This is a genomic window from Maritimibacter sp. (assembly GCF_016774595.1).
GTDB classification, from domain to species: Bacteria; Pseudomonadota; Alphaproteobacteria; order Rhodobacterales; family Rhodobacteraceae; genus Maritimibacter; species Maritimibacter alkaliphilus.
Genome location: NZ_JACBWT010000001.1, coordinates 643,274 through 666,654 on the forward strand (window position 1 = coordinate 643,274; position 23,381 = coordinate 666,654).

At 64.9% G+C, this 23,381-nt stretch carries 20 protein-coding genes; 13 read left to right on the forward strand and 7 right to left on the reverse strand.

The window, feature by feature from the left end; all coding sequences use genetic code 11:
• Positions 1–32: 32 nt before the first annotated feature.
• Positions 33–1,049: an SMP-30/gluconolactonase/LRE family protein gene (locus HOY44_RS03275; RefSeq protein WP_287433013.1), complete on the reverse strand. Its 1,017-nt coding sequence runs from the start codon at positions 1,047–1,049 to the stop codon at positions 33–35.
• 171 nt (positions 1,050–1,220) lie between these two features.
• Here HOY44_RS03275 and HOY44_RS03280 point away from each other — a divergent pair, with 171 nt between their 5' ends.
• From HOY44_RS03280 to HOY44_RS03295, 4 genes are all read left to right on the forward strand, one after another.
• A complete protein-coding gene (locus tag HOY44_RS03280; RefSeq protein ID WP_287433014.1) occupies positions 1,221–2,135 on the forward strand; it encodes an SDR family oxidoreductase in 915 nt (304 codons plus the stop codon).
• 33 nt (positions 2,136–2,168) lie between these two features.
• On the forward strand, positions 2,169–3,134 hold the full coding sequence (locus HOY44_RS03285) for a fumarylacetoacetate hydrolase family protein (protein ID WP_008334967.1): 966 nt from the start codon (positions 2,169–2,171) through the stop codon (positions 3,132–3,134).
• A 141-nt stretch (positions 3,135–3,275) separates the two neighbouring features.
• Positions 3,276–4,955, forward strand: a complete 1,680-nt coding sequence (locus HOY44_RS03290; RefSeq protein WP_287433015.1) for an FAD-dependent oxidoreductase — start codon at positions 3,276–3,278, stop codon at positions 4,953–4,955.
• Between the two features lie 85 nt (positions 4,956–5,040).
• Positions 5,041–5,580, forward strand: a complete 540-nt coding sequence (locus HOY44_RS03295) for a TetR family transcriptional regulator (protein WP_161600708.1) — start codon at positions 5,041–5,043, stop codon at positions 5,578–5,580.
• Between the two features lie 50 nt (positions 5,581–5,630).
• On the opposite strand, the gene HOY44_RS03300 is transcribed toward HOY44_RS03295, so the two are convergent.
• Both HOY44_RS03300 and HOY44_RS03305 read right to left on the reverse strand, forming a co-directional pair.
• Entirely contained in the window at positions 5,631–6,767 is a 1,137-nt protein-coding gene (locus HOY44_RS03300; RefSeq protein ID WP_287433016.1) for an FAD-dependent monooxygenase, read from the reverse strand.
• A gap of 71 nt (positions 6,768–6,838) precedes the next feature.
• The gene (locus HOY44_RS03305; protein WP_287433018.1) at positions 6,839–7,771 is read right to left on the reverse strand and encodes a LysR family transcriptional regulator; all 933 of its coding nucleotides are present in this window, start codon (positions 7,769–7,771) and stop codon (positions 6,839–6,841) included.
• A 93-nt stretch (positions 7,772–7,864) separates the two neighbouring features.
• On the opposite strand from HOY44_RS03305, the gene HOY44_RS03310 reads away from it, so the two are divergent.
• Positions 7,865–8,632 carry an SDR family NAD(P)-dependent oxidoreductase gene (locus HOY44_RS03310; protein ID WP_287433020.1) on the forward strand — a complete coding sequence of 256 codons (768 nt, stop codon included), beginning with the start codon at positions 7,865–7,867 and terminating at the stop codon, positions 8,630–8,632.
• A gap of 45 nt (positions 8,633–8,677) precedes the next feature.
• Here the strand turns inward: HOY44_RS03310 and HOY44_RS03315 are convergent, their stop codons facing one another.
• Genes HOY44_RS03315 through HOY44_RS03330 form a run of 4 tightly spaced genes read right to left on the reverse strand, consistent with a single transcriptional unit; the run spans position 8,678 to position 11,537 of the window.
• Positions 8,678–9,424 (reverse strand): SDR family NAD(P)-dependent oxidoreductase, encoded by a 747-nt coding sequence (locus tag HOY44_RS03315; RefSeq protein WP_287433021.1) that lies wholly within the window; start codon positions 9,422–9,424, stop codon positions 8,678–8,680.
• The gene (locus HOY44_RS03320) at positions 9,417–10,190 is read right to left on the reverse strand and encodes a cyclase family protein (RefSeq protein WP_287433022.1); all 774 of its coding nucleotides are present in this window, start codon (positions 10,188–10,190) and stop codon (positions 9,417–9,419) included. Before HOY44_RS03320 ends, HOY44_RS03315 begins: the two co-directional genes overlap by 8 nt.
• Positions 10,191–10,204: 14 nt before the next feature.
• The gene (locus HOY44_RS03325; protein ID WP_287433023.1) at positions 10,205–10,618 is read right to left on the reverse strand and encodes a Rieske (2Fe-2S) protein; all 414 of its coding nucleotides are present in this window, start codon (positions 10,616–10,618) and stop codon (positions 10,205–10,207) included.
• A complete protein-coding gene (locus HOY44_RS03330) occupies positions 10,602–11,537 on the reverse strand; it encodes a VOC family protein (RefSeq protein WP_008334947.1) in 936 nt (311 codons plus the stop codon). Before HOY44_RS03330 ends, HOY44_RS03325 begins: the two co-directional genes overlap by 17 nt.
• A 174-nt stretch (positions 11,538–11,711) precedes the next feature.
• Between HOY44_RS03330 and HOY44_RS03335 the strand changes: the two genes are divergently transcribed.
• The 8 genes from HOY44_RS03335 to HOY44_RS03370 all read left to right on the forward strand — a co-directional run bounded on the left by HOY44_RS03335 (position 11,712) and on the right by HOY44_RS03370 (position 23,373).
• Positions 11,712–12,872 carry an alpha/beta hydrolase family protein gene (locus HOY44_RS03335; RefSeq protein ID WP_287433025.1) on the forward strand — a complete coding sequence of 387 codons (1,161 nt, stop codon included), beginning with the start codon at positions 11,712–11,714 and terminating at the stop codon, positions 12,870–12,872.
• A 131-nt stretch (positions 12,873–13,003) separates the two neighbouring features.
• Positions 13,004–13,453, forward strand: a complete 450-nt coding sequence (locus HOY44_RS03340) for a response regulator (protein WP_040885296.1) — start codon at positions 13,004–13,006, stop codon at positions 13,451–13,453.
• The gene (locus tag HOY44_RS03345) at positions 13,450–15,648 is read left to right on the forward strand and encodes an ATP-binding protein (protein ID WP_287433027.1); all 2,199 of its coding nucleotides are present in this window, start codon (positions 13,450–13,452) and stop codon (positions 15,646–15,648) included. The genes HOY44_RS03340 and HOY44_RS03345 overlap by 4 nt, the downstream gene beginning before the upstream one ends.
• A gap of 111 nt (positions 15,649–15,759) precedes the next feature.
• A complete protein-coding gene (locus HOY44_RS03350) occupies positions 15,760–16,713 on the forward strand; it encodes a KpsF/GutQ family sugar-phosphate isomerase (protein WP_287433029.1) in 954 nt (317 codons plus the stop codon).
• Positions 16,710–17,510 carry a 3-deoxy-manno-octulosonate cytidylyltransferase gene (locus tag HOY44_RS03355; RefSeq protein ID WP_287433031.1) on the forward strand — a complete coding sequence of 267 codons (801 nt, stop codon included), beginning with the start codon at positions 16,710–16,712 and terminating at the stop codon, positions 17,508–17,510. Before HOY44_RS03350 ends, HOY44_RS03355 begins: the two co-directional genes overlap by 4 nt.
• Positions 17,507–18,337: a 3-deoxy-8-phosphooctulonate synthase gene (kdsA, locus tag HOY44_RS03360; RefSeq protein ID WP_287433033.1), complete on the forward strand. Its 831-nt coding sequence runs from the start codon at positions 17,507–17,509 to the stop codon at positions 18,335–18,337. Before HOY44_RS03355 ends, kdsA begins: the two co-directional genes overlap by 4 nt.
• 45 nt (positions 18,338–18,382) lie before the next feature.
• Positions 18,383–19,603, forward strand: coding sequence for a glycosyltransferase (locus HOY44_RS03365; protein WP_287433034.1), 1,221 nt, complete (start codon positions 18,383–18,385; stop codon positions 19,601–19,603).
• 2 nt (positions 19,604–19,605) lie between these two features.
• The gene (locus HOY44_RS03370) at positions 19,606–23,373 is read left to right on the forward strand and encodes a capsular polysaccharide export protein, LipB/KpsS family (protein ID WP_287433036.1); all 3,768 of its coding nucleotides are present in this window, start codon (positions 19,606–19,608) and stop codon (positions 23,371–23,373) included.
• Positions 23,374–23,381: the final 8 nt, after the last annotated feature.

Below are 23,381 nucleotides of genomic sequence, written 5' to 3' on the forward strand. Positions count from 1 at the left end.
CATCTAACGAGCGGACCGACCCGGCGCCAGCCTCAGCCGTTCCAGTAGATGAGCGGCAAGCCCGCGACCGGCGACCGGAAATACGGGATCGTCGTGCCCTGAAGGCTGCCCAGATAGACCGTTTTCAGGTCCGGCCCCCCGAAGGTGAGCGACGCCATCCAGCGGCACTGCGGACCACCGCAGGCCTGCATGATCTCCGGCGTCACCTGCCCTTTGCGCCACGCCTCGTCCAGCCGGGCCAGAGCCGCCGGGTCCCCGCCCGCGTCGAGGATGGTGAGCACGTCACCTTCGGGCGTGATCGCGACCAGTTGGTCGGCCATGATGAGCGTCGTCCAGAGATTGCCGTAGGTGTCGAGCGCGATGCCGTCGCAGAAGCCCGGCAACACGGTCGGACCGTAGATTTCGCGATCCTTCAACGTATCGCCGTCGACCCGGAACCGGGTGATGTTCCGGCTGGTGGTTTCGGCGACGTAAAGCCAGTCCTCGTTCGCGTCGAAGCGCAACTCGTTGGTGCCGCACAGATCGTCGGCCACGATCCGCGCGCCGCGCTCGTCGATGAGGGCGATGTAGCCGTCGCGGGAATTCGTTTTCACGTGGTCGGTCCAGGGGTTCATCGTGGTCGTCACGGTCAGCCAAAGTCGCCCTTTCGTGTCGCGGGTGATGAAATTAGCCTTGCCGAAGGGCCGCCCGTCGACGTTGTCGATCACCACGCTCGTCTCGCCGTCGCGCGTCATCCGCTCCACCCGGTCGGTGCCGAAATTCGCGATCAGGAAGTCGCCGTTCGCATCGAAGGTCAGGCCGTTGGGCAGGCTGCCGGTCGTGTTGACGAGGCGATCCTCGAACGAGGACGCGGTGTTCGCCTCGGTCCCCTTCTGGAGGATTAACGCCTGCGTCCCGTCCGGGTCGATGCGCATGACGCCGCCCCGGCCATCCGCGCTCCAGAGTGTTCCGTCCTGTTCGGCCAGAATACACTCCGGGCGTTCGAGGTCGTGCCCGATATAGGACAGCTCCGCCGGGTCGATCTGAAATCCGATCAGGGGGTTCGTCATGCCTGTATCCTTTCGCCTCACCGGACCCGCCAAACCATCCGCATCTATGGATCGGGCCAATACCTTACCGCGAAAAAAGAAATGCGCCGGACGGCCGGGATTCCTTGTCTCTGCACGGTCCGGGACTTATTACTTGGTCAACTGTTCAATTTGCAAGACGGGACGTCCAGAATGAAGATTGCGGTGATTGGCGCGGGTGGGTTCGTCGGACAACGGATCGCCCGTCGGCTGGCCAGTGATCCCGATATCGAGCGCATCGCGATGGTCGACCGGGTCGACATGCCCGCCCCGGACGGCAAACCCGTCACGACCCATGTCGGCGACTTCGCGGACCCTGCCGTTCGGGATGCGGCGCTGGACGGGGCCGATGCGGTGATCCTGCTCGCGGCGATCCTCGGCGGTGCGGCGGAAGCGGACTATGCGCTGGCGCGGGCCGTGAACGTGGATGCGACCCTCGGGCTGTTCGAGCATCTGCGTGACACGCGGCCCGACACGCGGATGGTCTTTGCCTCGACCATCGCGGTCTATGCCAAACCCCTGCCCGACCCGGTGACGGATGCGACGCCCTTTGCCCCCACGATGATCTACGGCGCGCAGAAACTGATGATGGAGGTCGCCTTGTCGAACTTCGCCGCGCGCGGCTGGCTTGACGGTGTGTCTCTGCGCCCCTCCGGCGTTATGGCGCGGGACGGGGCCGACGCGGGGCTGAAGACAGCCTTCATGTCGCGGCTGTTCTGGTGCGTGAAACGCGGCGAGGACATCACGCTCCCGGTGGCAGAGGACAGCCGCACATGGCTCACCTCGGTCGACAACGTGGCCGCCAACTTCGTCCACGGTGCGAAGCTCACGGACATCGGGACGGACAGGGCATTCACCCTGCCCGCGCTTTCGCTCACCTTCGGGGAACTGGTGGCGGCGCTCAAATCCCGGTTCCCGGACAGCCCTTCGACCGTCACCTTCGCACCGGACCCCGAGGTCGTCGCGCTGTTCGGATCGTACCCGCGTTTGGAAACCGCGACGGCGGACCGGCTGGGCTTTACCCGCGATGCGGATGCGGCCGCCCTTGTCGCCGCCGCGATGATCTGACACCGAACAAGAACAACCCACTGGGAGGACAGAATGAAATTCGCAACCATGCCCGATGGCACCAAGGACGGGCGGCTTTTCATCGTCAGTCGCGACCTGACCCGGATCGAACCGGCCAAGGGCGCCCACACGATGCAGGAGTTGATGGAACGCTGGGACGAGGTCGAGATCCAGCTCGAGATGGAATACGAAGCGGTCAACAACGGGCTTGGCGGCGGGTTCGAACCTGCCGCCGCACTCGCCCCCCTGCCGCGCGCATGGCAATGGCTGGACGGGTCGGCCTTTGACAGCCACGGCGACCTGATGGACAAGGTCTTTGGCATGGAGGACAAGTTCAAACCTCCGTTTCCCTATATGTATCAGGGGGTTTCGTCGAAGTTCTACGGGCCGACGCAGGATGTGAAATTCCCCACCGAAGACGATTTCATCGACTTCGAGGGCGAGTTCGGCATCATCACCGACGAGGTGCCGCTGGGGACTTCGGCCACGGATGCGCGCAAGCACATCCGGCTGATCGTGCAGATCAACGACTGGTCCCTGCGCCGGATCGCGCCGCTCGAGATGAAATCGGGCTTCGGCTGGGTCATGGCCAAGCCGCCCTGCGCCATGGCGCCCATCGCCGTGACGCCGGACGAGTTGGGCGACGCGTGGCGCGACGCGCGCGTGGACCTGCCGCTGAACGTTTGGTGGAACGGCGAGAAATTCGGCGCGGCGAACGGCTATGCCATGTCCGTCGGGTTCGACCAGTTGGTCGCGCACGCCGCCTATTCCCGCGACCTCGTGGCCGGAACGGTCATCGGCTCGGGCACCGTGTCGAACGAAACCTACCGCGAAGTCGGGTCGTCCTGCATCGCCGAGCGTCGGGGCATCGAAATGATCGACGAGGGCGAAGCCAGGACCGCGTTCATGCGCTTCGGCGACACGGTGAAGATGGAAGTCTTCGACGCGGACGGACAATCGGTTTTCGGCGCAATCGACCAGAAAGTCGTCGCAGCCTGATTTTCTCCCAGTTGCCCTCGGGCAATGGACTGGCGGCCCTTTGCGGGCCGCCTTTTTTGTGCGGCCCGGAAGTGGACAGTATTGACCGGAACGCGCGACAAGTGGACACTCATGTCCACAACGCGAACGGGAGGGTGCGAAATGGCCGAAAACTGGGATGAAAGCGTCGATGTGATCGTGGTCGGGTCGGGTGCCGCGGGGCTGCTGGCCTCGATCAAAGCGGCGGATGCGGGGAAATCCGTCCTGCTCATCGAAAAGACCGACAAGTGGGGTGGCACATCGGCCCTGTCGGGCGGCGGGGTCTGGGTGCCGAACAACCACCTGATGAAAGCCGATGGCGCTGCGGATTCCCCGCAGGAGGCGCTGACCTATATGGAGGACGTGATCGAGGAGGTCGGCCCCTGCTCGTCCCGCCAGCGCAAGCTGTCCTACATCGCCAACGCCCCGCGCATGGCGAAATACGCCGAGAAGATGGGGTTTCGCTGGCAGCGCGCGCCGAACTATCCCGACTATTATCCCGACCGGCCCGGCGGCAAGATCGGGCGGATCATCGAAGGCCAGACCTTCGACGCGAACAAGCTGGGCGCGTGGAAGGACAGTCAGCGCAAGGGCGAACAGGACGCCCCCGCGATGGCCTTTGCCACCGATGACGTCTACCTGCTGCCGCTTGCGACCCGGACGCTGAAAGCCGCGCTCCGGCTGGCAAAAATTCTGCTGACGACGGCGGCATGGCGGATCACCGGGCGGATGCCCCAGACCATCGGGCAGACCCTGACCGGGCAGCTCATGCACATCTTCACGACGAAGACCAATGCCGAAATCCGGCTCAACACGGCGCTTGCGGGCTTCGTGCAGTCGGAGGGCCGTGTCACGGGCCTTGTCGTCGATGAGAACGGCACGACCAAACGGATCGAGGCCAAGACGGGTGTCTTGTTGTCGGCGGGCGGATTCGCCCACAATCCCGAATTCCGAGCGGCGCATCAGCCCGTGGACGGCACATGGTCGTCAGCGAGCCCCAAGGACACAGGCGACGGTATCCGGCTGACGATGAACGAGATGGACGTGGGCCTCGCCTTGATGGACGAAGCGTGGTGGGGGCCCTCGACGCTCTACCCAGACGGCACCACGGGGTTCCCGGTGTGGGAGCGGTCGCTGCCGCATTCGATCATGGTGGATCAGACCGGGGCGCGGTTCTGCAACGAAAGCGAAAGCTACGTGGATGCGGGACGGGCCCAGCTTGACCGGAACGAAAAGGTCGCGGCGATCCCCGCGTGGCTCATCATGGATGCCCGGCATCGCAAGCGGTACATGTTCGGCACCGCGCCGGGCGGACGCACGCCGCAGGACTGGCTGGAGAGCGGGTTCTTGATAAAGGCCGACAGCATCGACGATCTGGCCGCGAAGACCGGGGTGGACGTGGACGGGCTGAAAGCCACCATCGCACGGTTCAACGGGTTCGCGGACAGCGGCGTGGACGAGGATTTTCAGCGCGGGCGCACGGCCTACGACAATTACTACGGCGATCCGCGCGTGAAGCCGAACCCGAACCTCGGACGGATCGAACAGGCACCGTTCTGGGCGACCAAGATCTACCCCGGCGATCTGGGCACCAAGGGCGGTCTGGTGACGGACGAATTCGCCCGCGTGCTGACTTCGGACGGCAAGGTGATCGAAGGGCTCTATGCGACCGGCAACAACACGGCGAGCGTCATGGGTCGCACCTATCCCGGCCCCGGCGCGACGCTTGGCCCCGCGCTGACCTTCGGCTTCGTCGCCGCCAGCCACATGGCGGGCGAGACGGTGCCCGTGCCGAACGTATAAGACCGGGGCGGGCGCGCCCCCCGCGACAGCACTGACTTGCTCAACGAAGAAGGCCCGGATAATCAAAGGTATGGGACAGAAAAAGATGCGCGCTGACGGTCTTCGGAACCGCGAAGCGATTCTGAAGGCGGCAGCCGACGTGTTCGCGCGGGACGGTTTCGTGATCGCGCTGGACCGGATCGCGGTCGAGGCCGGCGTCGGGCGCGCCACGCTCTACCGTAACTTTTCGAACCGTTCCGTCCTCGCCATGGCGGTATTCGAGCAAAACGTAGCACGTTTCGAACAATTGGCGGAAAAGGTGTCGGCCACGCCGCAGGGGTTCCGGTTCATGCTCGACGCCTTGGCCGAAGACATCGCCGCCCATGCCGCACTGGGTCAGGCGCTTGCCCTGACAGAGGCCGAAAGCGACCTCAGCGACTTGCGCGATCGGGTGGTCGAAGTGCTCGACCGGTTCCGGCGGTCGGGGATCGAAGCGGGCGAGTTGCGGCCGGATTTCCACCGCGACGACATCGCCCTTCTGGTCGATACCCTCGGCCTCGGCCTGCAACCGGGGGATCGTGCGCGTCGCGCGGTTCAGGTCGCGCGCATGGTCGAATTGTTCAGCACCGGGATTTCCAGCCGCTGACCGAAAAAGGCGGCCGTCGTGGCCGCCCTCCTCCACCCATTCGCATGTCGTCAGTAGGGCTGCGCGATCGCGGCCAGCGATTGCCCCATGAGCGGGCCGATCTTGTCCATCCCGGCCCCCTCCTGCTCCAACTCGCCCAGTTTCAGCGAATTGCCGACGACCAGCTTTCCGCGCGGCAGGCGGCGGGCCATGAACGCCTCGATCCCGCCTTCGAACGTGTCGGCCTTGTCCAGTTCCTCGACCAGCACGATCGCATCTTCGACGGCCATCCCGGCCCCCGAGGCCAGATGCGGCGTCGTGGCATGGGCCGCATCCCCGATGAGCAGCACCCGGCCCACGTTCCACGGCCCGTCGATCAGGATCGATTCCAGAGGGCGGGCAAGGATCGGCGTGTCCTCGTCCATCTCGTCGCGGATGCCCGCAAGCTCGCCCCCGAACGGCATGAGAAGCTGGCGGAGCTTCGGCAGAAGCTCTTCTTCCTTGTAGAACGGCTTTTCTTTCACGTTCTCCAGCAGGAACAGATACATCCGGTCCTTGGCGTAAGGCGTGAAGCCGACCTTGACCGGCCCCATGAACATCTTGGCCTTTTCCCAATGCTGCGGCAGCGTCATCTGCGCGCGCCAGCAGACCTGTCCGGTGTATTGCGGCTTGGGCGCGTCCGGCATCACCATCTCGCGCACCTTGGAAAACAGCCCGTCCGCCCCGATGACGAGGTCATAGGTGCCCGTCGTTCCGTCGGTGAAACGGGCCGTGACGGCAAGCCCGTCCTGCTCCAGCGCCGTGACGGTGGTGCCGGTGCGGATGGTCACGCCAAGATCGCGCATCCGGTTCACCATCATGTCGTGAAGAACCGGGCGCATCACGCCGCCCTCGCCCGGCACGTCCGGCGAATAAAGGCGCGGGGCCTCGATATCGTTGATGACGTTGCCGACCGGGTCGCACATGGTCAGACCGTCGTGCAGGTGCCCCTTCTCGATCAGGTCGTCGGCAAAACCCAAGTCGCAGAGCGCCCGGCAGGTCAGCGACGACAGGGTCACGCCCGTCCCCGCCGCACCCCAGTTCTCTTCGATATCGACCAGATCGACGGTCACGCCGTTTTCGGCCAAGCGGATAGCAGCCGCAGGTCCCCCCACACCGCCGCCGACGATCAACGCCGTCTTGACGTGTTTCGACAGGTTACCGCTCATCGTGTCCTCCCACGGAAATTCCTCACCGCGCGACAGTAGCGGGCCCTGAGCTAGCGGTGAAATAGATTGATTTAATGCGTCGTATCCACCGCGCCGATAGCCAGACCGCGCGCCTGTTCGTGGATCTTTTCGCGCACCCAGGCGAGGCATTCGTCGCCGTCGGAATAGGTGTGCCACTGGATGCTCTCGACCAGCGGTGGAATGTCGATCGGACAGGGGAGAAGCCTGAGCGGCATCTGCCGGGCGAAGATATCGGCCATCGAGCGGTGCATGAGCGCAAGGTAATCGGTGCCTTCGATCATGAAGGGCAGCGCCGAGAAGCTGCCGACGACGATGGCGATGTCACGCTCGCGCCCGTCCTTGTTCTGGATGAACCACGCTTCGTAGGACGGCGTGTGGCTTTCGAACATCACGGTCGCATGGCGGGCCGCGAAGAACTGATCCTCGGTGATCGTATCGCCGAACTGCGTATTGCCGGACCATGCGATCACCACGTAATCGTCGGTGAAGAACTGCTCGGACGGGTGATCGGGCGAGATGTAAAGCTCGGGCATGAGCAGAAGGTCGACCTCGCCCCGCTCGATCTTTTCGTGCGGTTTGTTGGCGGGTTGCTGAATGTCGATGGTCAGACCCGGCGCGGATTTCCCGATCTCGCGCACCGCCTCGCGCAGAACGGAAATCGTGATGAAGTCGGACGAGATGATGCGCAGGGTGCGCACCGCGGTCGAGGGGTCGAATTCCGGCGACTGGATGATGGTGCCGTCGATCTGGACGAGAGCCGAGCGCACCTTGCCGGACAGCGCCGTGGCACGCGGGGTCAGCACCATCTGCCGCCCGACCTGCACAAGCAGATCGTCGTTGAAATACTCCCTGAGCCGCGCGAGCGCGCCGGAGGTGGCCGATTGGCTGAGAAACAGTTTCTCGGCCGCCCGGCTGACGTTCTTCTCCCGAAGCAGCACGTCGAGCGCGACGAGCAGGTTGAGATCGAGCCCTTTGAAGCGCATGTCCATCCTATCTGGAAAACGGATTGAAGTTATCCGAATTAGCGGTTTTGTAAATAGTTGCGCGGCTGGCACAAGGGCTGCGGGAGGATCGCGATGAACATCTCGGACATTTTCGGGCTGACCGGCAAACGCGCTTTGGTCACCGGCGGCGCAACAGGCATCGGGCGCGCCATTGCCGAAGCCTTCGTGGCCGCGGGCGCGCGGGTCGTCATCGCCGGGGACCGGTCGGAGGAGGTGTCTGACGTGGCGGGCCGGATCGGCGCGACCGGGATTCACGCGGTGCTTGGAACCCGGAGCGCAGCCGAGGCGCTTGCCCGTGATGCGAAGGCCGCGCTTGGTGGCCCCATCGACATCCTCGTCTCGAACGCGGGCGTCGAGGGGCCGGTCACCGGCCTCTCCGACCTCGACGAGGCGGGCTATATGGGGGCCTTCGACGTGAACCTTCACGCCGCCACCTGGCTTTCCGCCGCGCTCATTCCCGACATGGCGGCGGCGGGCGGCGGTGCGATCATCCTCATGGCTTCGCTGTCGGCGGTGCGGGGAAACAAAGCGATCGCGACCTATTCGATGACCAAAGCCGCCCTCGCCCAGCTTGCGCGCAACATCGCGGTCGCCCACGGACCGGACAACATCCGCGCCAATGCCATCGCGCCGGGGTTGATCGAAACGCCGTTCTCACGCGGCCTTATGTCGAACGCCGAGTTCATGGCGCGCCGGATGCAGGCCACGCCGCTTCGCCGTGTCGGTCAGCCGTCGGAAATCGCGGCCACCGCGCTCTGGCTTGCCTCGCCCGGCGGGGCTTTTACCACCGGGCAGACCATCGTGGTGGATGGTGGCACCCTGATCCACGACGGAAGCTAGGCCCGCCCCGCTCCCTTTTCGTGTCACACGCAGCCCAAGTTGGCCTCACCACGCAGTCGCGCCGCCGTCGATCCGAAAATCCGCGCCCGTCACAAAACCGCTTTCGTCCGAGGCGAGGTAGACCGCGAGATGACCGATGTCGGTGGTCGTGCCCAGCCGCCCGACCATGAGTTTGGCGCGCACGTTGTCCATGAGCGGGCCATCCAGATGCTGCTCGGTTTCCTCGGTCACGGTGAACCCCGGCGCGATGGAATTGGCGCGGATGCCGAACGGCCCGCCCTCCATCGCCATCTGCCGCGTCATGGCATAGGCCGCACCTTTGCCCGCGGTATGCGCGATGGCGGGCAGGCCCTTGAGCGCGGTGTGCGTGTTGGCGGAGGCGAAGTTGATGATCGACGCGGCGGCTGACGCCTGCATCTGCGGCCAAAGCGCCCGCGTGACAAGGAAAACGGTGTCGATCTCGCCCTTCGTCGTCGTGTGAAAATCCGCGAGTGTCATGTCCGGGATCGGTGCGAAGCGGACGATGGCCGCCGCATTCACCAGAACGTCGACAGCGTCGAAGGCCTCCGCCGCCGCCTCGCCCAGCCCTCCGGCCCCGTCTTCGGTCGTGAGGTCCGCCACATGGGTCAGGATCGAGGGGTGTTCGCCCGCCAACCGGCCCAGCGCATCCGCGTCGATATCGCAGGCGAGCACCTTTGCCCCCTGCCCCGCGAACATCACCGCGATCTGTCGCCCGATGCCGCGCCCGGCCCCTGTGACGACGGCGCGTTTCCCTGCCAGCCGCTCAGTCATCGAAGATCGCCACACAGCGGGTCCAGCCAGCGGAGCCGCCTTCGACCTTCACCGGGAAGGCCGCGACGGTGTAGCCGGTGGGCGGCAAGCTTTCGAGATTGTGGAGTTTTTCCATGTGGCAATAGACCGTCTCGGACCCGGCCTTGTGCCCCTCCCACAACAGCGATTTGTCCCCCGTCTCGGCGATCGCCTGTTTCTGGTAGTCAAGCGGCGCGTCCCAGCCCCAAGCGTCGATGCCGCAGACCTTCATGCCTTTCGAGGTCAAATAAAGCGTTGCCTCGCGCCCCATGCCGATGCCTCGGGTGAGGTAGTCGTCCTCGCCATACCGCACCCCGGCGGCGGTGTTCACCAGAACGATATCGCCCGGTTGCAGGTCATGGCCGATCCGGGCCAGTTCCGCCTCGACCTCGGCCGCCGTGACGACATGGCCGTCGGGCAACCCGCGGAAATCGAGCTTCACACCCGGCCCCATGCACCACTCCAGCGGCACCTCGTCGATGGTGATCGCGCGTTCGCCGTTGTTCATGGTCGGATGGTAATGCCACGGCGCATCCATATGCGTGCCGACATGGGTGGTGATCTGAAGATCCTCCGACGCAGGCCCCGCCCCGCCCAGCATATCCGATGCCTCAAGCCCCGCCATCGGGGCGAATTCCGCCGCACCGAAGGCGTGGTCGCGATAGGTGATCTTGGGCAAGAGCGGTGGCGGATCGCTGGCGATCCCCGCTTTCAGCGGAACGGACAGGTCGACGATGCGACGGGCCATCTGGGCCTCCTCGGTCAATTATGGGGGCGGCCCGGTCTTGGGCGCATCCCGTGTTTGTAAGGTGCGGCGAGGAAGACCTCGCCATCGCGGATGTCGAGCGCGACGGGGATCAGCCTGTCGCCAAGACAGGGCCCCTGAACGCACACCCCGCTGTCGATCTCGAACAGCGCGCCATGCGCCCCGCAGACGATCCTGTCGCGGTCGGCGTTCAGGAATTCGTCCTTCTTCCATGCCATCCGCGCATTGTCGTAATGCGGGCAATTGTTGCGCCATGCGACCAGCCTGTCGCCCTGCCGCACGATGAACATGGTGTCCCGCCCCTCGCCCAGCGGATCGAAGCCCCGCGAATGTCCATCGCGCAGATCCTCGACCCGGCACAGGGCGCGGGTCACGGTGACGGGTGGTCTGTCGTCAATCGCCAGGGGCACCGGGGAACCACTTCTCGGTGTTCTCGAAGAGGAAGACCTGCGCGGTCTGCGGTCCAGCTTCGACAAAGCGCGGCTCCCAGTCGTCGTCGTGCAGGTCCATGTCCGCGTCGAATTCGAAATGCGTCATGAGCGGGCAGTTGAAATACCAGAACCAGTTCGAGCCGAACACATGCCGCCCCGGCCCCCAAAAGGATTCCCAGCCCTTCTGGATCATCCGGCTGCCCGCCAGCATCAATTCGGTCGGCCCCTGCATATGGAACGCGATGTGTTCCAGCCCCGCCATGTGCGGCGGCGTGTCGAGCAGGAACATCGTATGGTGATCGCGGCAGGCCTGCGGGCGCAGGAACGGGCCGACATTTGTGAAGCGGTCGGTCAAAACGAACTTGAGCCGTTCCATGTAGAACGCTTCGTGCTTTTTGATGTCCGGCGAGAAGTAAACGATGTGCGACAGGGTGCGCGGCTTGCAGGCGGCGTCCTGCGTGGTGCCAAGCTGGTTTTCCAGACGCGCGGGTTCCGCGCCGGGGCTGTTCACCCGTTCCGGCTCCAGATCGGTCTTGATCCGCTTCGTCACCTGAAACTTCAGGGCGAAACCACAGTCGTCCTCGCAGGTGATCGACCCGTCGGGGTGGCGCGTCACCTCGCGGTCGGTCGACAGCTCCGCCTCGATCTCGTCGATGACATTCGCGCTTTCGACGCCATAGACCGTCTGGCGCAGCGTGTTGCCCGAAGGCAGCGCGGCGGGCAGGTCGGCGTCGTCGCGTTTCCAGACCGATACGCAGGTCGCGTCGAGCGCGGAAAACGTGCCGCCCTTGCCCTCGGTCCAAGCGGTTTCGTCAAGACCGTAGTCCGTCAGGAACGCGCGGCAGGCGTCGAGGTCGTCGACCCCGAACACAATCTCATCGGGTCCGATGATACGCATGGTTGTCCTCCCAATTCGTCGTCAGCGGCCAACCTATGATCCCGCTTGGTATTGGAGAAATTGTTTGTTCCCATCCACGCTATCCACGAAACAGATACCTTGGGTGCACCGATTCAATTTCACATTGGTCGCTCGTCTAATTAGCGTCCGCCCAACATCTGAGGAGGGACGTGCATGGCACTTTTCGAGTATTTTCCGAACTACGTGTGGAACCTGTCGCTGTCGATCGCGATGGCATCCGGCGCCGAGCTTGGCGAGATCATGGATATGTCGAAGCCCCTGCTTGAAAAGGCGGAAGCGGGCGAGGACGCGGGGACGGCGGAGTTCCTGAAGGAATGGATGAAGAAAGCCAACGACCTGATCGCGCAGGCGGAAGAGGACGAGGGCAAGGATCGGCTGTTCTCGGCCGGTGACAAGCTGCGCCGGGCCAGTCTTTACCTGCTGACCGCCGAACGGATGCAGGGTCACGGTCATCCGGGGCGCAAGGAAACCTTCGCCAAGGCACTGGAATGCTTCGCCAAATACGCGCGCTATCGAAACGAGAACTGCGAGCGGGTCGAGATCCCCTATGGCGACAAGGTGATCCCCGCCTTTTTCACCAAGGGCGAGGGCATCGAAGGCGAAGGCCCCTGCGTCGTGTTCCTGAACGGGCTCGATTCCAACAAGGAGCTGCTTTACTGGACCTGGCTGCCGCACGAACTGGCGCGGCGCGGTATCTCGACCTTGTGTGTCGATCAGCCCGGCACCGGTGAATCGATCCGGCTTCAGGGTCTTCACGCCACCTATGACAGCGAACGCTGGGGCACGCCGGTCTATGAATACGCCGCAAGCCGCCCGGATGTGGATGCCGCCCGCGTCGGCTGCTCGGGCATTTCGCTGGGCGGTTACTACGTCCCGCGCGTCGTCGCGAACGAGCCGCGCTATGCCTCGGGTGCGGTCTGGGGCGCCAACCACAACTGGGCCGAAGTGCAGGAAAAGCGGATGCGCCGCGAGGGCGAGAACCCTGTGCCGCACTACTGGCACCACGTCTGGTGGGTGTTCGACGCGACCGATCAGGACGACTTCATGGAAAAGGCCAAGGGCATGAACCTGACTGGCCAGATGGAGAAGATCAAGGTGCCGTTCCTGATTACCCACGGCGAGAACGACCGCCAGATCGGGCTGGAATACGCGCACCAGAGCTACGACCAGCTGGTCAACAGCCCGCGCCGCGAGATGAAGATCTTCACCCCCTACGAAGGCGGGGTCGAGCATGTCGGGGCCGACAATATGTCCTACGGCCGCTCGCTGATCGCGGACTGGTTCGCCGAAACGCTTGGCGGGCACACCAAGTAATCTAAAACTCACGATTTTTCAGGGGCATCGACGCGTTCGGTGCCCCTTTTCACGCCCGGGGCTTCATGCGAGGGTTGCGTGATGAATGGCCGGGCCTCGCCCCGGTTGAATAAGGCGCGCGAGACCCGGACATGGTCGACCCTTTCCAACCTCACATCCTGATTATGGATGACGACCCCGACTTCGGCTTCCTGCTCGAGGTGAGCCTGCGCAAGATCGGATACCGGGTCACGGTCGTCGCACGGGGGGCGGCGGCGCTGGAAATCCTCTCGCGCGAAGCGGTCGACCTGCTCATCACCGACATCTACGTGAGAGACCTTGGGCGACCCGTGGCCGACGGGGGCCTGCTTCTCATCAACCGGGTGCGGCGACCGGGGCCCGAGTCCGAGATCATGGCCCCGCCGGATCTTCCGATCATCGCGGTGTCGGGTGCCACCGGCCACACGGGTCAGGAACATCTGCTCAGGATCGCCGGAAGCCTTGGCGCGGACGAGGTGTTGACGAAACCCTTCCACCCGGAGCAGCTGAACCGGATCATCGGCGACCTGCTCGCGCGCCGTCAGGCGGGGAACGATCAGTGACACGGGGGCGTGCGGCCAGCACGATGCTGTCGACCGGACGCAAGATCTGGACCGGCGCGGTCGCGGTTCTGATCGTCTTGATCCTCGCGGTCGGGTCCATCGCGCTTTACCGCACCGTTCTCGACTCCGAAGCCGACATGGAACTGGTCACCGGCGAGGTGCCGCGGATCGTCGGCGGGTTGGAGCGGGCCATCGGTTACGGCGGCTTCATCCACAATTTCAAGAACCACGTTCTGCGTGCGGATGTCGGGCGCTACGGCGAAGCGGCACGGGCCGACTATGAGACGGCAATGGAGTTGCTCGACGCCCTGGACGAATTGGGCGCAGAGGTCGGAGTCCCGATCCAGAGCGAAGATCTGAGGGCGACACTGGCCGAGTATCACGCCATGCTGGACGAGATCGACAGGCTTCACGCCAGCGGGGCCTCGCCGAGCGAGATCGACGCGGCGGTGCGCCTGCCGGATGAGGACGCGGTGGCCAATCTGGTCGACATCCAGTTGCAATTCGACGCCGCCCTGAGCGCGGAACTCGACCGCAATCGTCTGCGCATCACGGCGCTCGTCGTGTCCCTGATCGGTGCCTTCTTCCTTGGCAACCTTCTGATCGCCCTGACCCTCGTGTCGTCGCAACGGGCCAAGGCGCGCGACACCAGTCGGATCGCGGCGCTGAACGCGCGTCTGAACGCGATTCTGGAAACGGCGCAGAGCGGTATTCTGGGATTGGACAAGGGCGGCTCCATCGTTGCCGACAACGCAGGGGCGCGGGCGATCCTTCCGCCGGAGGTGTTCGGGGCCGGTGCCGACTGGCCCGACCTGATCCCGACACGCGGCGTGGACGACATGGAACCCCTGACGGGGACCGCGAACCCCTTCGTCCGCGCTGCACGGGGCGAGACGATCCGCGACGCGCTCGTCATCATCGGGGATGGCGAGATGCCGCGCTATCTCAAGGTGTCCAGCGCGCCGATCGCCACGCGGCCCTCCGAGGATGTGCAGGCGGTCGTGCTGCTGGACGATGTGAGCGAGCTCGAGCGCAACAGGCAACAGGCCGAGCGCGCGGCGCGGCTGGACGCACTTGGGCAACTGACCGGCGGGATCGCGCATGACTTCAACAACCTGCTGGGCACCATCGAATACGCCGTCGAGCTTGCCCGCGACGACGTGTCGGAGACCGGGAACCGCTATCTCGACACGGCGCGCAACGCGGTCCGGCGCGGCGCCGATCTGACCCGGCGGATGTTGACCTTCGCGCGCCGCCAGCCGGGCGCGCCACGGTCGCACGACGTGGCGGCCCTGATGGCGAATGTCGCGGAGCTGTCTCGTCCGGCGCTCGACGCCTCGATCCGGCTCGAGATCGTCGAGCCGGAAACGCCGCTTTGGGTCCAGTGCGACGACGGGCAGTTCGAAAACGCGGTCCTGAACCTCGTGCTGAACAGCCGCGACGCGATCCGGGCCAGTGGACATGGCAGCACGATCACCGTCCGGGCGCGCGCGCTCGACGGCATGTCGTCGCGACAATTGGGGCGTCCGGGGCCGGACGGGGGCGCACGCGATTTCGTGGAGTTTTCGGTCAGCGACGACGGGCCGGGCATGAGTGCCGAGGTGCGCCGCCGCGCGACCGACCCGTTCTTCACCACGAAGGGCCAGCAGGACGGCACCGGGCTGGGCCTGTCGGTGGTCTATGGCTTCGTCGAGCAATCCGGCGGCGTTCTGAAAATCTATTCCGAGGTCGGGCGCGGCACCACCGTGCGTCTGATCCTGCCGCGCGGGAGTGCCGAAGGCGCCGCGCCGCGCCGCTCCACCGATCAGCCGGTCACGCCCGGTGCGGGCGAACACATCCTCGTCGTCGACGATCAGCCCGATCTGCTCGCCATCACGCGCGACATGCTCGAGGGGTTCGGCTACCGCGTGACCACCGCCCGGTCGGGTGCCGAAGCCCTCGAACGGTTGGGGAGTGCGGGGCCTTGCGATCTGCTTCTCACGGATGTGGTCATGCCGGGGATGAGCGGCTTCGAAATCGCCGCCGCCGTGCGCGCGATGGCCCCGAAGGTGCCGGTGATCTACATGTCCGGCTATACCGGAATTTCGGACGAGCAGATGGGCGACGTGGTCGCGCCCGTCGTGCAGAAGCCGTCACCCCCCGGTGAGCTGTCGGCGCTGATCCGCGCGGGGCTGGACGGGCATCACGCAGCCTGACCCGGCACCCCCGTTCAGGGGGAGCGGCCAAGTTGACGCGACGGGGCGATTGTGACAGGAGTCCGCGCGACCGGGCCACCGCGGGGGCGGCCTGAAAACACTGTGGAAAACATGCCGACGACCGTGATCGATACCGCCCGCGATGTTCTCTTGTCCGAGGCCGCGGCGCTCACCACGCTTGCAGACAGCCTGCCCGCAGATTTCGAAGCCGCCGCGCAGCTGATCCTCGACCGGAACGGCAAGGTCGTGGTCGGCGGGGTGGGCAAGTCGGGCCATATCGGGCGCAAGATCGCGGCCACCCTGTCGTCCACCGGGTCGCCCGCGTTCTTCATCCATCCGACCGAGGCCGCGCATGGCGACCTTGGGATGATCGAAGAACATGACACGGCGCTTCTAATTTCGAACTCGGGCGAGACCAGCGAACTTCTGGTGATGATCGAATTCTGCCAGCGGTTCGACATTCCGATCATCGGGATTTCCTCCGTGCCCGGCTCGACCCTGATGCTCGCCTCGCAATGCCAGCTTCTTCTGCCGAAAGTGCCGGAGGCCTGCCCGATCCGGCTGGCCCCCATGACCTCGACCACCATGACGCTTGCCTTGGGCGATGCGCTGGCGGCGAGCCTGATGCAGAAACGCGGCTTCAGCCCCACCGATTTCGGCGTGTTCCACCCCGGTGGCAAGCTGGGCGTGCAGTTGATGCGAGTGGGTCAGGTGATGCATGACGGCGACCGCCTGCCGATCCTGACGCCGGACACGCCGATGAAGGAAGCCGTGCTGACGATTTCGGAAAAGGGCTTCGGCACCGCCGGAATCATGGAGGGCGACAAGCTGGTTGGCATCATCACCGACGGCGACGTGCGCCGCAACATCGACGGGCTGTTCGACAAGACCGCGCGCGACATCATGACCAAGACGCCGATCACGACCAAGACCGACGTGCCGGTCAGTCAGGCCCTGTCGAAGATCGAAGAACACGCGGTGTCGGCCCTGTTCGTGGTGGATGCGGATGGCAAGCCCATCGGGATCGTCCACCTCCACGACCTTTTGCGCTTGGGTGTCCAATGAAGACCGTCATTCTGATCCCTGCCCGTTATGCGTCGACCCGTTATCCCGGCAAGCCGCTGGTCACGGTGCGCCAGCCGGACGGCAGCCACAAGTCGCTGATCCAGATGTCGTGGGAAGCCGCCTGTTCGGTGCCCGGTGTGGATGCGGTCTATGTCGCCACCGATGACGCCCGGATCGAGGATGCGGCCAAGCGGTTCGGGGCCGACGTCATCATGACCTCGCGCGACTGCGAGAACGGCACGGCGCGCTGTGCGGATGCGGTGACGAACGGCGGGCTGGATGCGGACCTCATCGTGAACCTGCAAGGCGATGCGCCGCTCACCCCGCCGTGGTTCGTGGAGGCGCTGATCGACGAGATGAAGCGCGACCCGGACGCGGTGATGGCCACCCCGATCATCCGCTGCGACCGCGAAACCTATGGGAATTTCGTCGAGGACCGCAAGAACGGCATGGTCGGCGGCACGACCGCCGTGCGCGACAATGCGGGCAATGCGCTGTATTTCTCGAAAGAGGTGATCCCGTGGCTCGACCCGAAAAAGGTCGCGGACATGGACCCGATCCCGGTGTTTCACCATGTCGGTGTGTATGCGTACCGTCGCCAGACCCTGCTGGAATATGCCGCGTGGGGCGAGTGCGAGTTGGAGCAACTCGAAGGGTTGGAGCAGCTTCGTTTCCTCGCCAACGGCGCGTCGGTGCGCTGCGTCGAAGTGGACGGGCGCGGGCGGGTGTTCTGGGAACTCAACAACCCGCATGACACCGCCCGGATCGAACAGGCACTGGAGGCCATCGCACAATGACCAAGACCGTCGACATCCTCGACCTGACCGTGGGCGGCGAGAACCCCGTCGCCTTCATCCTCGGCCCCTGCCAGCTTGAAAGCCTCGACCATGCGCGGATGATGGCCGAAAAGATCGCGGCGGCCTGCGAGAGCGCAGGTGCCAAGTTCATCTTCAAGTCGAGCTACGACAAGGCGAACCGCTCGTCGATCTCGACCAAGCGCGGCCTTGGGATGGACGAGGGTCTGACGATCCTGTCGAGAATCCGCGACGAGTTCGGCGTGCCGGTTCTGACCGATGTGCATGACGCGCACCAGTGCGCCCCGGTCGGCGAAGCCGTCGACGTGCTGCAAATCCCTGCGTTCTTGTGCCGCCAGACCGACCTGCTTCTGGCCGCGGGCGAGACGGGCAAGGCGATCAACGTCAAGAAGGGTCAGTTCTTGGCACCTTGGGACATGGGGAACGTGGCCGACAAGATCGCCTCGACCGGCAATGAAAAGATCATGCTCTGCGACCGGGGCACCTCGTTCGGCTACAACACGCTCGTCACCGATTTCCGGGGCCTGCCGATCATGGCCCAGACCGGATACCCGGTGGTGTTCGACGCGACCCATTCGGTGCAGCAGCCGGGCGGGCAAGGCACGACCTCGGGCGGGCAGCGCGAATTCGCGCCGATCCTCGCGCGTGCGGCCTGTGCGGTGGGCGTGTCCGCCGTGTTCCTCGAAACCCACGAAGACCCGGACAACGCACCTTCGGATGGCCCGAACATGATCCCGGTCGACGAGCTTGCCGGCGTTCTCAGCGCGCTCGTGCGCTACGACGCGTTGACGCGGGAACTCATTCAGTAGACCACTGATCCTTATTGCGCCGCGGCATCAGACGACGAGGACCATATGGCCAAGACCGGAACGCAAGACAGACGCCGCCTGCGCATCGGCTTCTTCGTTCCGTGGATCACCAAGGGCCGGGGCGGCACCGAGAACGTCGGTCACATGATGGCGAACGCCATGCGGCAGCGCGGACATGACGTCACGATCTTCACCTTCGACGACGCCAAGGGACCGTCCTGCTGGCCGCTCGACGACGGCATCGACCTCGTGCACCTGCCGGAAGCGGACGACAAACAGGCCGACGACAAAATGGTGCTCGCGGTCGCCGCCAAGTCTCTGGACCTGCTCGTCGGCCTGCACATGAACCGGACCTTCTGCCGCTACGTGCGCTGCGCGCAGAAGGTGGGCGTGCCCATCGTCCTGTCCGAACATATCGACCCGCGCTTTCCCAAGTGGCTCGACGTGTTCGACCCTGCCGAACGCGAAATCTCGTTCGCGGGCGCGACGCTTATTCACCTGCTGGTGGAGCCGTTCCGCGCCTCGCTGCACGAAAGCCTGCACGACCGGATCAGGATCGTTCCGAACACCATCGCGCCGCCCGCGACGATGGCGACCCCCGGCGCGGACCGGAGCCGCAAGTCGATCCTCGCCGTATCGCGGCTCGTCCCGCGCAAGAACGTCGATACCCTGATCCGGGCCTTCGCGACGCTGGCGCGCGCCTTTCCCGACTGGACGCTCGACATCGTCGGGGGCGGCTCGATGACCGGCGCGTTGAAGAAACAGATCCGCTCGCTCGGTCTGGGAAGCCGTGTCGTGCTGCATGGCGAGACGAGCGACCCCTACCCGTTCTTCGCCGCTGCCGACATCTTCGCGATCCCGTCCTTTCTGGAAGGGTTCCCGATGACGGTGTGTGAGGCGATGGCGCATGGCCTGCCCGTGGTCGGGTTCGAAACCTGCAATGGCGTGAACACCCAGGTCGTGCATGGCGAGACGGGGATGCTTGCCGATGGGGTCGATCCCGTCGCCTCGCTGGCCGGGGCGCTGCGTCCGCTGATGGAGGACGGCGATCTGCGCAAGCGCATGGGCGAAGCCGGACAAGAACGCTATGCCGGGAACTATTCGAACGAGGTCGTCTTCGCGATGTGGGAGGACATGTTTTACGAAGCCTTCGACATCGGTCCCGTCGCGCCCGCACCGAGCCGGGACGAGATCGTCCGGCTGAAGCTTTGGGAAATGGTCTGGGGCACCGCCGAGGTCGACACGCCGGTCAAGAAGGCCTTTTGAAGATGAAGCAGAACGACCGCGCCTTTCGCCGTTTCGTGGAGCTTCTGGATCAGCGACAGGTCCGCCACGACCCGACCATCGACATCCGTGAACACGTCCTCGCCCGGCGCACGCACAAGATCGGCGTGGGCTATATCAACGACAACCTGACGCGGTTTTTCGGCGCGAACCTGCGCCGGCTTTTCCCGGCGGCGGTCGGCGTCGATGACAGCGCCTTCGCCAAGAGCCGGGATTTCCTGATTTCCGGGTCGATCTACCGCGACCCGGAACATTCCCACAAAGGCGGTGTGCGCGCGCTGGACGCGATGCCCGAAGGCACGGACCCGATCTTTTTCGAGGCGGGCTTCGTCGCGACCTCGCACAGCTGGGCGCATTCCTTCAAGGAAGGCAACGCCTCATACGCCTGCCTCGGCTATGTCTACGACGATATCGCCTATTACTTCATGGCGGATTATCCGAACCGCCTGATCCATCGCCTGAACAGCGACCGCGAACTGAGCGACGCGGAACGGGCGCGCGCGCGCGGCCTGATCGACCGGCTCGTCGAGCGCCGCATCTCGAAATACAACGCCCAGCCGATGGAGGCGCCGACGCTTCCCGAGGGCTACGACCGCGCCGTTCTGGTCTGCGATCAGGCGTTTGCAGATGCGTCCACCGTTTACGGCAAGCTGACCGAGAGCGATTTCGAGCGGATGCTGATCGCCGCCCTGACCGAGAACCCGGATGCGCAGGTGATCGTCAAGACGCACCCGGATTCGAGCTGGGAAAAGGGCAAGCGGTCCGGCTACTACACGCATCTGGAAACGACCGGGCGGATCGTCGTCCTGCGCGATCCGGTGAACCCCTACACGATCTTCGACATGGTCGACACGGTCTATGTCGGCACGAGCCAGATGGGGCTAGAGGCGCTGTTCGCGGGCAAAAAGGTCGTGACCTTCGGCGCGCCCTTTTACGGCGGCTGGGGTCTGACCGATGATCGGCAGGCGATCCCGCATCGCCATCGCTCCCGGACGCTCGAAGACATCTTCCACGCCTTCTACATCTGGTACACGATCTATCATGTGCCGGGCTGTGCGGTGCCCTCGCAGGTCGAGGATGCGCTGGACTATATCGAAACGCACCGACCGTTCCCGCTTCCGCCGACGCAGGCGGAACTCGACACGCCCCCCAAGGTCTCGGTCATCATCCCCGTCCACGGGGTCGAGGCCTATATCGAGGATTGCATCGCTTCGGTGCAGGCCCAGACGCTGCGCGAGATCGAAATCCTGCCGGTCAACGACGTGACCCCGGACAACGCGCAGGCGATCATCGACCGTCTGGCCAAGGCCGATCCCCGGATCAAGCCCATCGTGCTCGACGAAAACGTGGGCCAGGGCTTTGCGCGCAACATCGCCATCGATCAGGCCAAGGGCGACTTCATCTGGTTCATCGACGGCGACGACTGGATGCCGAACCCCGAGGCGCTGGAAACGCTGGTCGCCGTGGCCGAAGCCAACGGCTCCGACATGGTGCGGGGCAAGAAGGCGGCCGAAGCGGTCTTCGCCAAGAACGGTGAATACATCTACGACCGGCCTGACGCATCGGAAGCCAATTTCGACCAGCAGATCGACCGCACCACCTATGCCGAGACGCCGCGCATTCTACGCAACCGGCATTTCTGGACGTGGCTTTACCGTCGCGACTGGCTGAACGAGATCGAGGGGCGGTTCGTCACGACCCAGTGGGAGGAGCGGGCGTTTCTGGTCCGGGCGCTGACCAATGCGCGTGTTCTGAGCCTGACGACCTGTCCGACCACGACCTATCGCATCCGGCCTGCCTCGACCGCGCGCCGCAAGCGGGGGCCGAAGGACTTCGACCGGATGTTCATGAATTTCGAGACGACGCTTCAGGCGCTCGGCGATCACGGCGCGCGCGACCGGACATCGCCCCTGCGCCCGCACCTCGCCTTTCATATGTCGCAGTATATCGACCATATGATCCTGACCGAGCCCTATGCCTATTATCAGGAAATGGGCGGCGACGCGTTCCAGACCTTTCTGGACCGGGTGCGCGGGACGCTCGAGTCATACGATTTCCGGGCGGGCGATTACGACGCGACCTCGACCGAGCGGCGTGTGCAGCACAATCGTGCGGGGGCCTTCCAGCTTGCCATCGCGGCGCTGCGCGCGGGCCGTCCCGACCTGCTCGACGCGGCGGTCAACCTGCGCCCGATCCCGCAGGATGAGCTTTACGAGGTCTATCGACAGGCGCCCGAGACGCCAGACGACAGCGACCTTCAGGCCGCGCTGAACCACTACGCCCGCAACGGGCTGGTCAAGACACAGGCCGGGCGCGCGCCGAAACCGGGCAAGCGCCCCCGGATCGTGGTTCACATCGGGGCGACCAAGACCGGCTCGACCTTCCTCCAGCACCTGATGGAGACGAACCGCCCCGCCCTGATGCGCGATGGCGTCTGGTATCCCGAGGTGGGCCTGTTCTGGCAAAGGGTCCGTCCCCACAAACAGGCGGGACATTCGGAATTCACCCGCAACGCGGTGCGCAACGAACCCGGCCTGCGCGCCCATATCGAACATGGCCTCGCGCTCATGGGCGAGCGCATCCACACCATCGTCTTGTCGAGCGAGGCGTTCTTTCTTCAGGAGAACGCTTACCAGATCGCCAACTATTTCGCGGATTACGACGTCGAAATGGTCGTCTATCTGCGGCGGCAGGACGAATGGGCCAATGCGCAATATGCCGAGTTCGTTGCGGGCGGCGCGGTCGGCCGCGTCGACGGAAGCTTTGCCGAATGGCTGACCACGCCCGAGACGATCGCGCGACTGGACTATGCCGCGAACATCGAACGCTGGGCCGAGGTGATCGGCAAGAACAAGGTCAAAGTGCGCCTGTTCGACAAGCGGGCGTTCGAGGGCGGCGATCTGCTTGCGGATTTCGCCAAGGTGACCGACCTTCCCGTGCTGCTCGACCTGCCGCAGCCGGATGCGCTACAGGCCAACTCCGCGCGCCTGTCGACCGCCCATGTCGAGCTTGTGCGCATGTACAACGCGCGGGAATTCCGCAATCGCGATGCCTATTTCACCTTCATAGAAACGGTGACGACCGGGTTTCAGAAATTCCGCGCGGATCGCGGGTTGCAGATGGGGCGCCCGCGGTTCCTGACCGAGGAGCTTGCCGAGACCCTTATGCGCAACGCCCGCGACACGAACGCGGCCATCGCCCGGACCTATTTCGGGCGGGAGGACGGGGTTCTGTTCGACGGCGAGGCCCAGCGCCCGCCCGCACAGGACGATGCGCTGCATGCCGGGGAGTTCGCCCTTGTCGCGGCCGCCTATGACGCGGCCAAGCCGGAGGACGTGGTCGACACCGGTGTGCCGGATCGGCTGACCCAACGGGCGACCGGGCCGCGCGTGGTGAACTATGGCCATTTCGGCTGGCGGCTCTGGCTTCTTACCCCGATCTTCGAGACCCTTTACGTCAAACGCGCGATGCCCGAAGTCCTTCCGGCCTTCCGCCGCGAACCTGCCGATTTCGCGCGCGAGAACTGGGCGCAATACACGCCCTTCCGCATCGGGCTGCTCTATCCGAACACGCCCGCGCTTGGCGGTTTCAAGGTCTGGGTGCCGATCATCCGCACCGCGCTCAAACTGACCGGGAACACCGGGATGATCCCGGCGCTCGAACGTGATCCCATCGCCTTCATGCGCGCCAGCCCGTCGAAGCCGGGCCGCATCCTGTCGCGGATCGTCTTTCCGCGCGGCGAAATCCGGTAGGGCTGGGC

Coding starts and splice junctions, on each gene's coding strand:
- HOY44_RS03275 (WP_287433013.1), bottom strand. CDS start 1,049: ATGACGAACCCCCTGATCGGATTTCAGATCGACCCGGCGGAGCTGTCC.
- HOY44_RS03280 (WP_287433014.1), top strand. CDS start 1,221: ATGAAGATTGCGGTGATTGGCGCGGGTGGGTTCGTCGGACAACGGATC.
- HOY44_RS03285 (WP_008334967.1), top strand. CDS start 2,169: ATGAAATTCGCAACCATGCCCGATGGCACCAAGGACGGGCGGCTTTTC.
- HOY44_RS03290 (WP_287433015.1), top strand. CDS start 3,276: ATGGCCGAAAACTGGGATGAAAGCGTCGATGTGATCGTGGTCGGGTCG.
- HOY44_RS03295 (WP_161600708.1), top strand. CDS start 5,041: ATGCGCGCTGACGGTCTTCGGAACCGCGAAGCGATTCTGAAGGCGGCA.
- HOY44_RS03300 (WP_287433016.1), bottom strand. CDS start 6,767: ATGAGCGGTAACCTGTCGAAACACGTCAAGACGGCGTTGATCGTCGGC.
- HOY44_RS03305 (WP_287433018.1), bottom strand. CDS start 7,771: ATGCGCTTCAAAGGGCTCGATCTCAACCTGCTCGTCGCGCTCGACGTG.
- HOY44_RS03310 (WP_287433020.1), top strand. CDS start 7,865: ATGAACATCTCGGACATTTTCGGGCTGACCGGCAAACGCGCTTTGGTC.
- HOY44_RS03315 (WP_287433021.1), bottom strand. CDS start 9,424: ATGACTGAGCGGCTGGCAGGGAAACGCGCCGTCGTCACAGGGGCCGGG.
- HOY44_RS03320 (WP_287433022.1), bottom strand. CDS start 10,190: ATGGCCCGTCGCATCGTCGACCTGTCCGTTCCGCTGAAAGCGGGGATC.
- HOY44_RS03330 (WP_008334947.1), bottom strand. CDS start 11,537: ATGCGTATCATCGGACCCGATGAGATTGTGTTCGGGGTCGACGACCTC.
- HOY44_RS03335 (WP_287433025.1), top strand. CDS start 11,712: ATGGCACTTTTCGAGTATTTTCCGAACTACGTGTGGAACCTGTCGCTG.
- HOY44_RS03340 (WP_040885296.1), top strand. CDS start 13,004: ATGGTCGACCCTTTCCAACCTCACATCCTGATTATGGATGACGACCCC.
- HOY44_RS03350 (WP_287433029.1), top strand. CDS start 15,760: ATGCCGACGACCGTGATCGATACCGCCCGCGATGTTCTCTTGTCCGAG.
- HOY44_RS03355 (WP_287433031.1), top strand. CDS start 16,710: ATGAAGACCGTCATTCTGATCCCTGCCCGTTATGCGTCGACCCGTTAT.
- kdsA (WP_287433033.1), top strand. CDS start 17,507: ATGACCAAGACCGTCGACATCCTCGACCTGACCGTGGGCGGCGAGAAC.
- HOY44_RS03365 (WP_287433034.1), top strand. CDS start 18,383: ATGGCCAAGACCGGAACGCAAGACAGACGCCGCCTGCGCATCGGCTTC.
- HOY44_RS03370 (WP_287433036.1), top strand. CDS start 19,606: ATGAAGCAGAACGACCGCGCCTTTCGCCGTTTCGTGGAGCTTCTGGAT.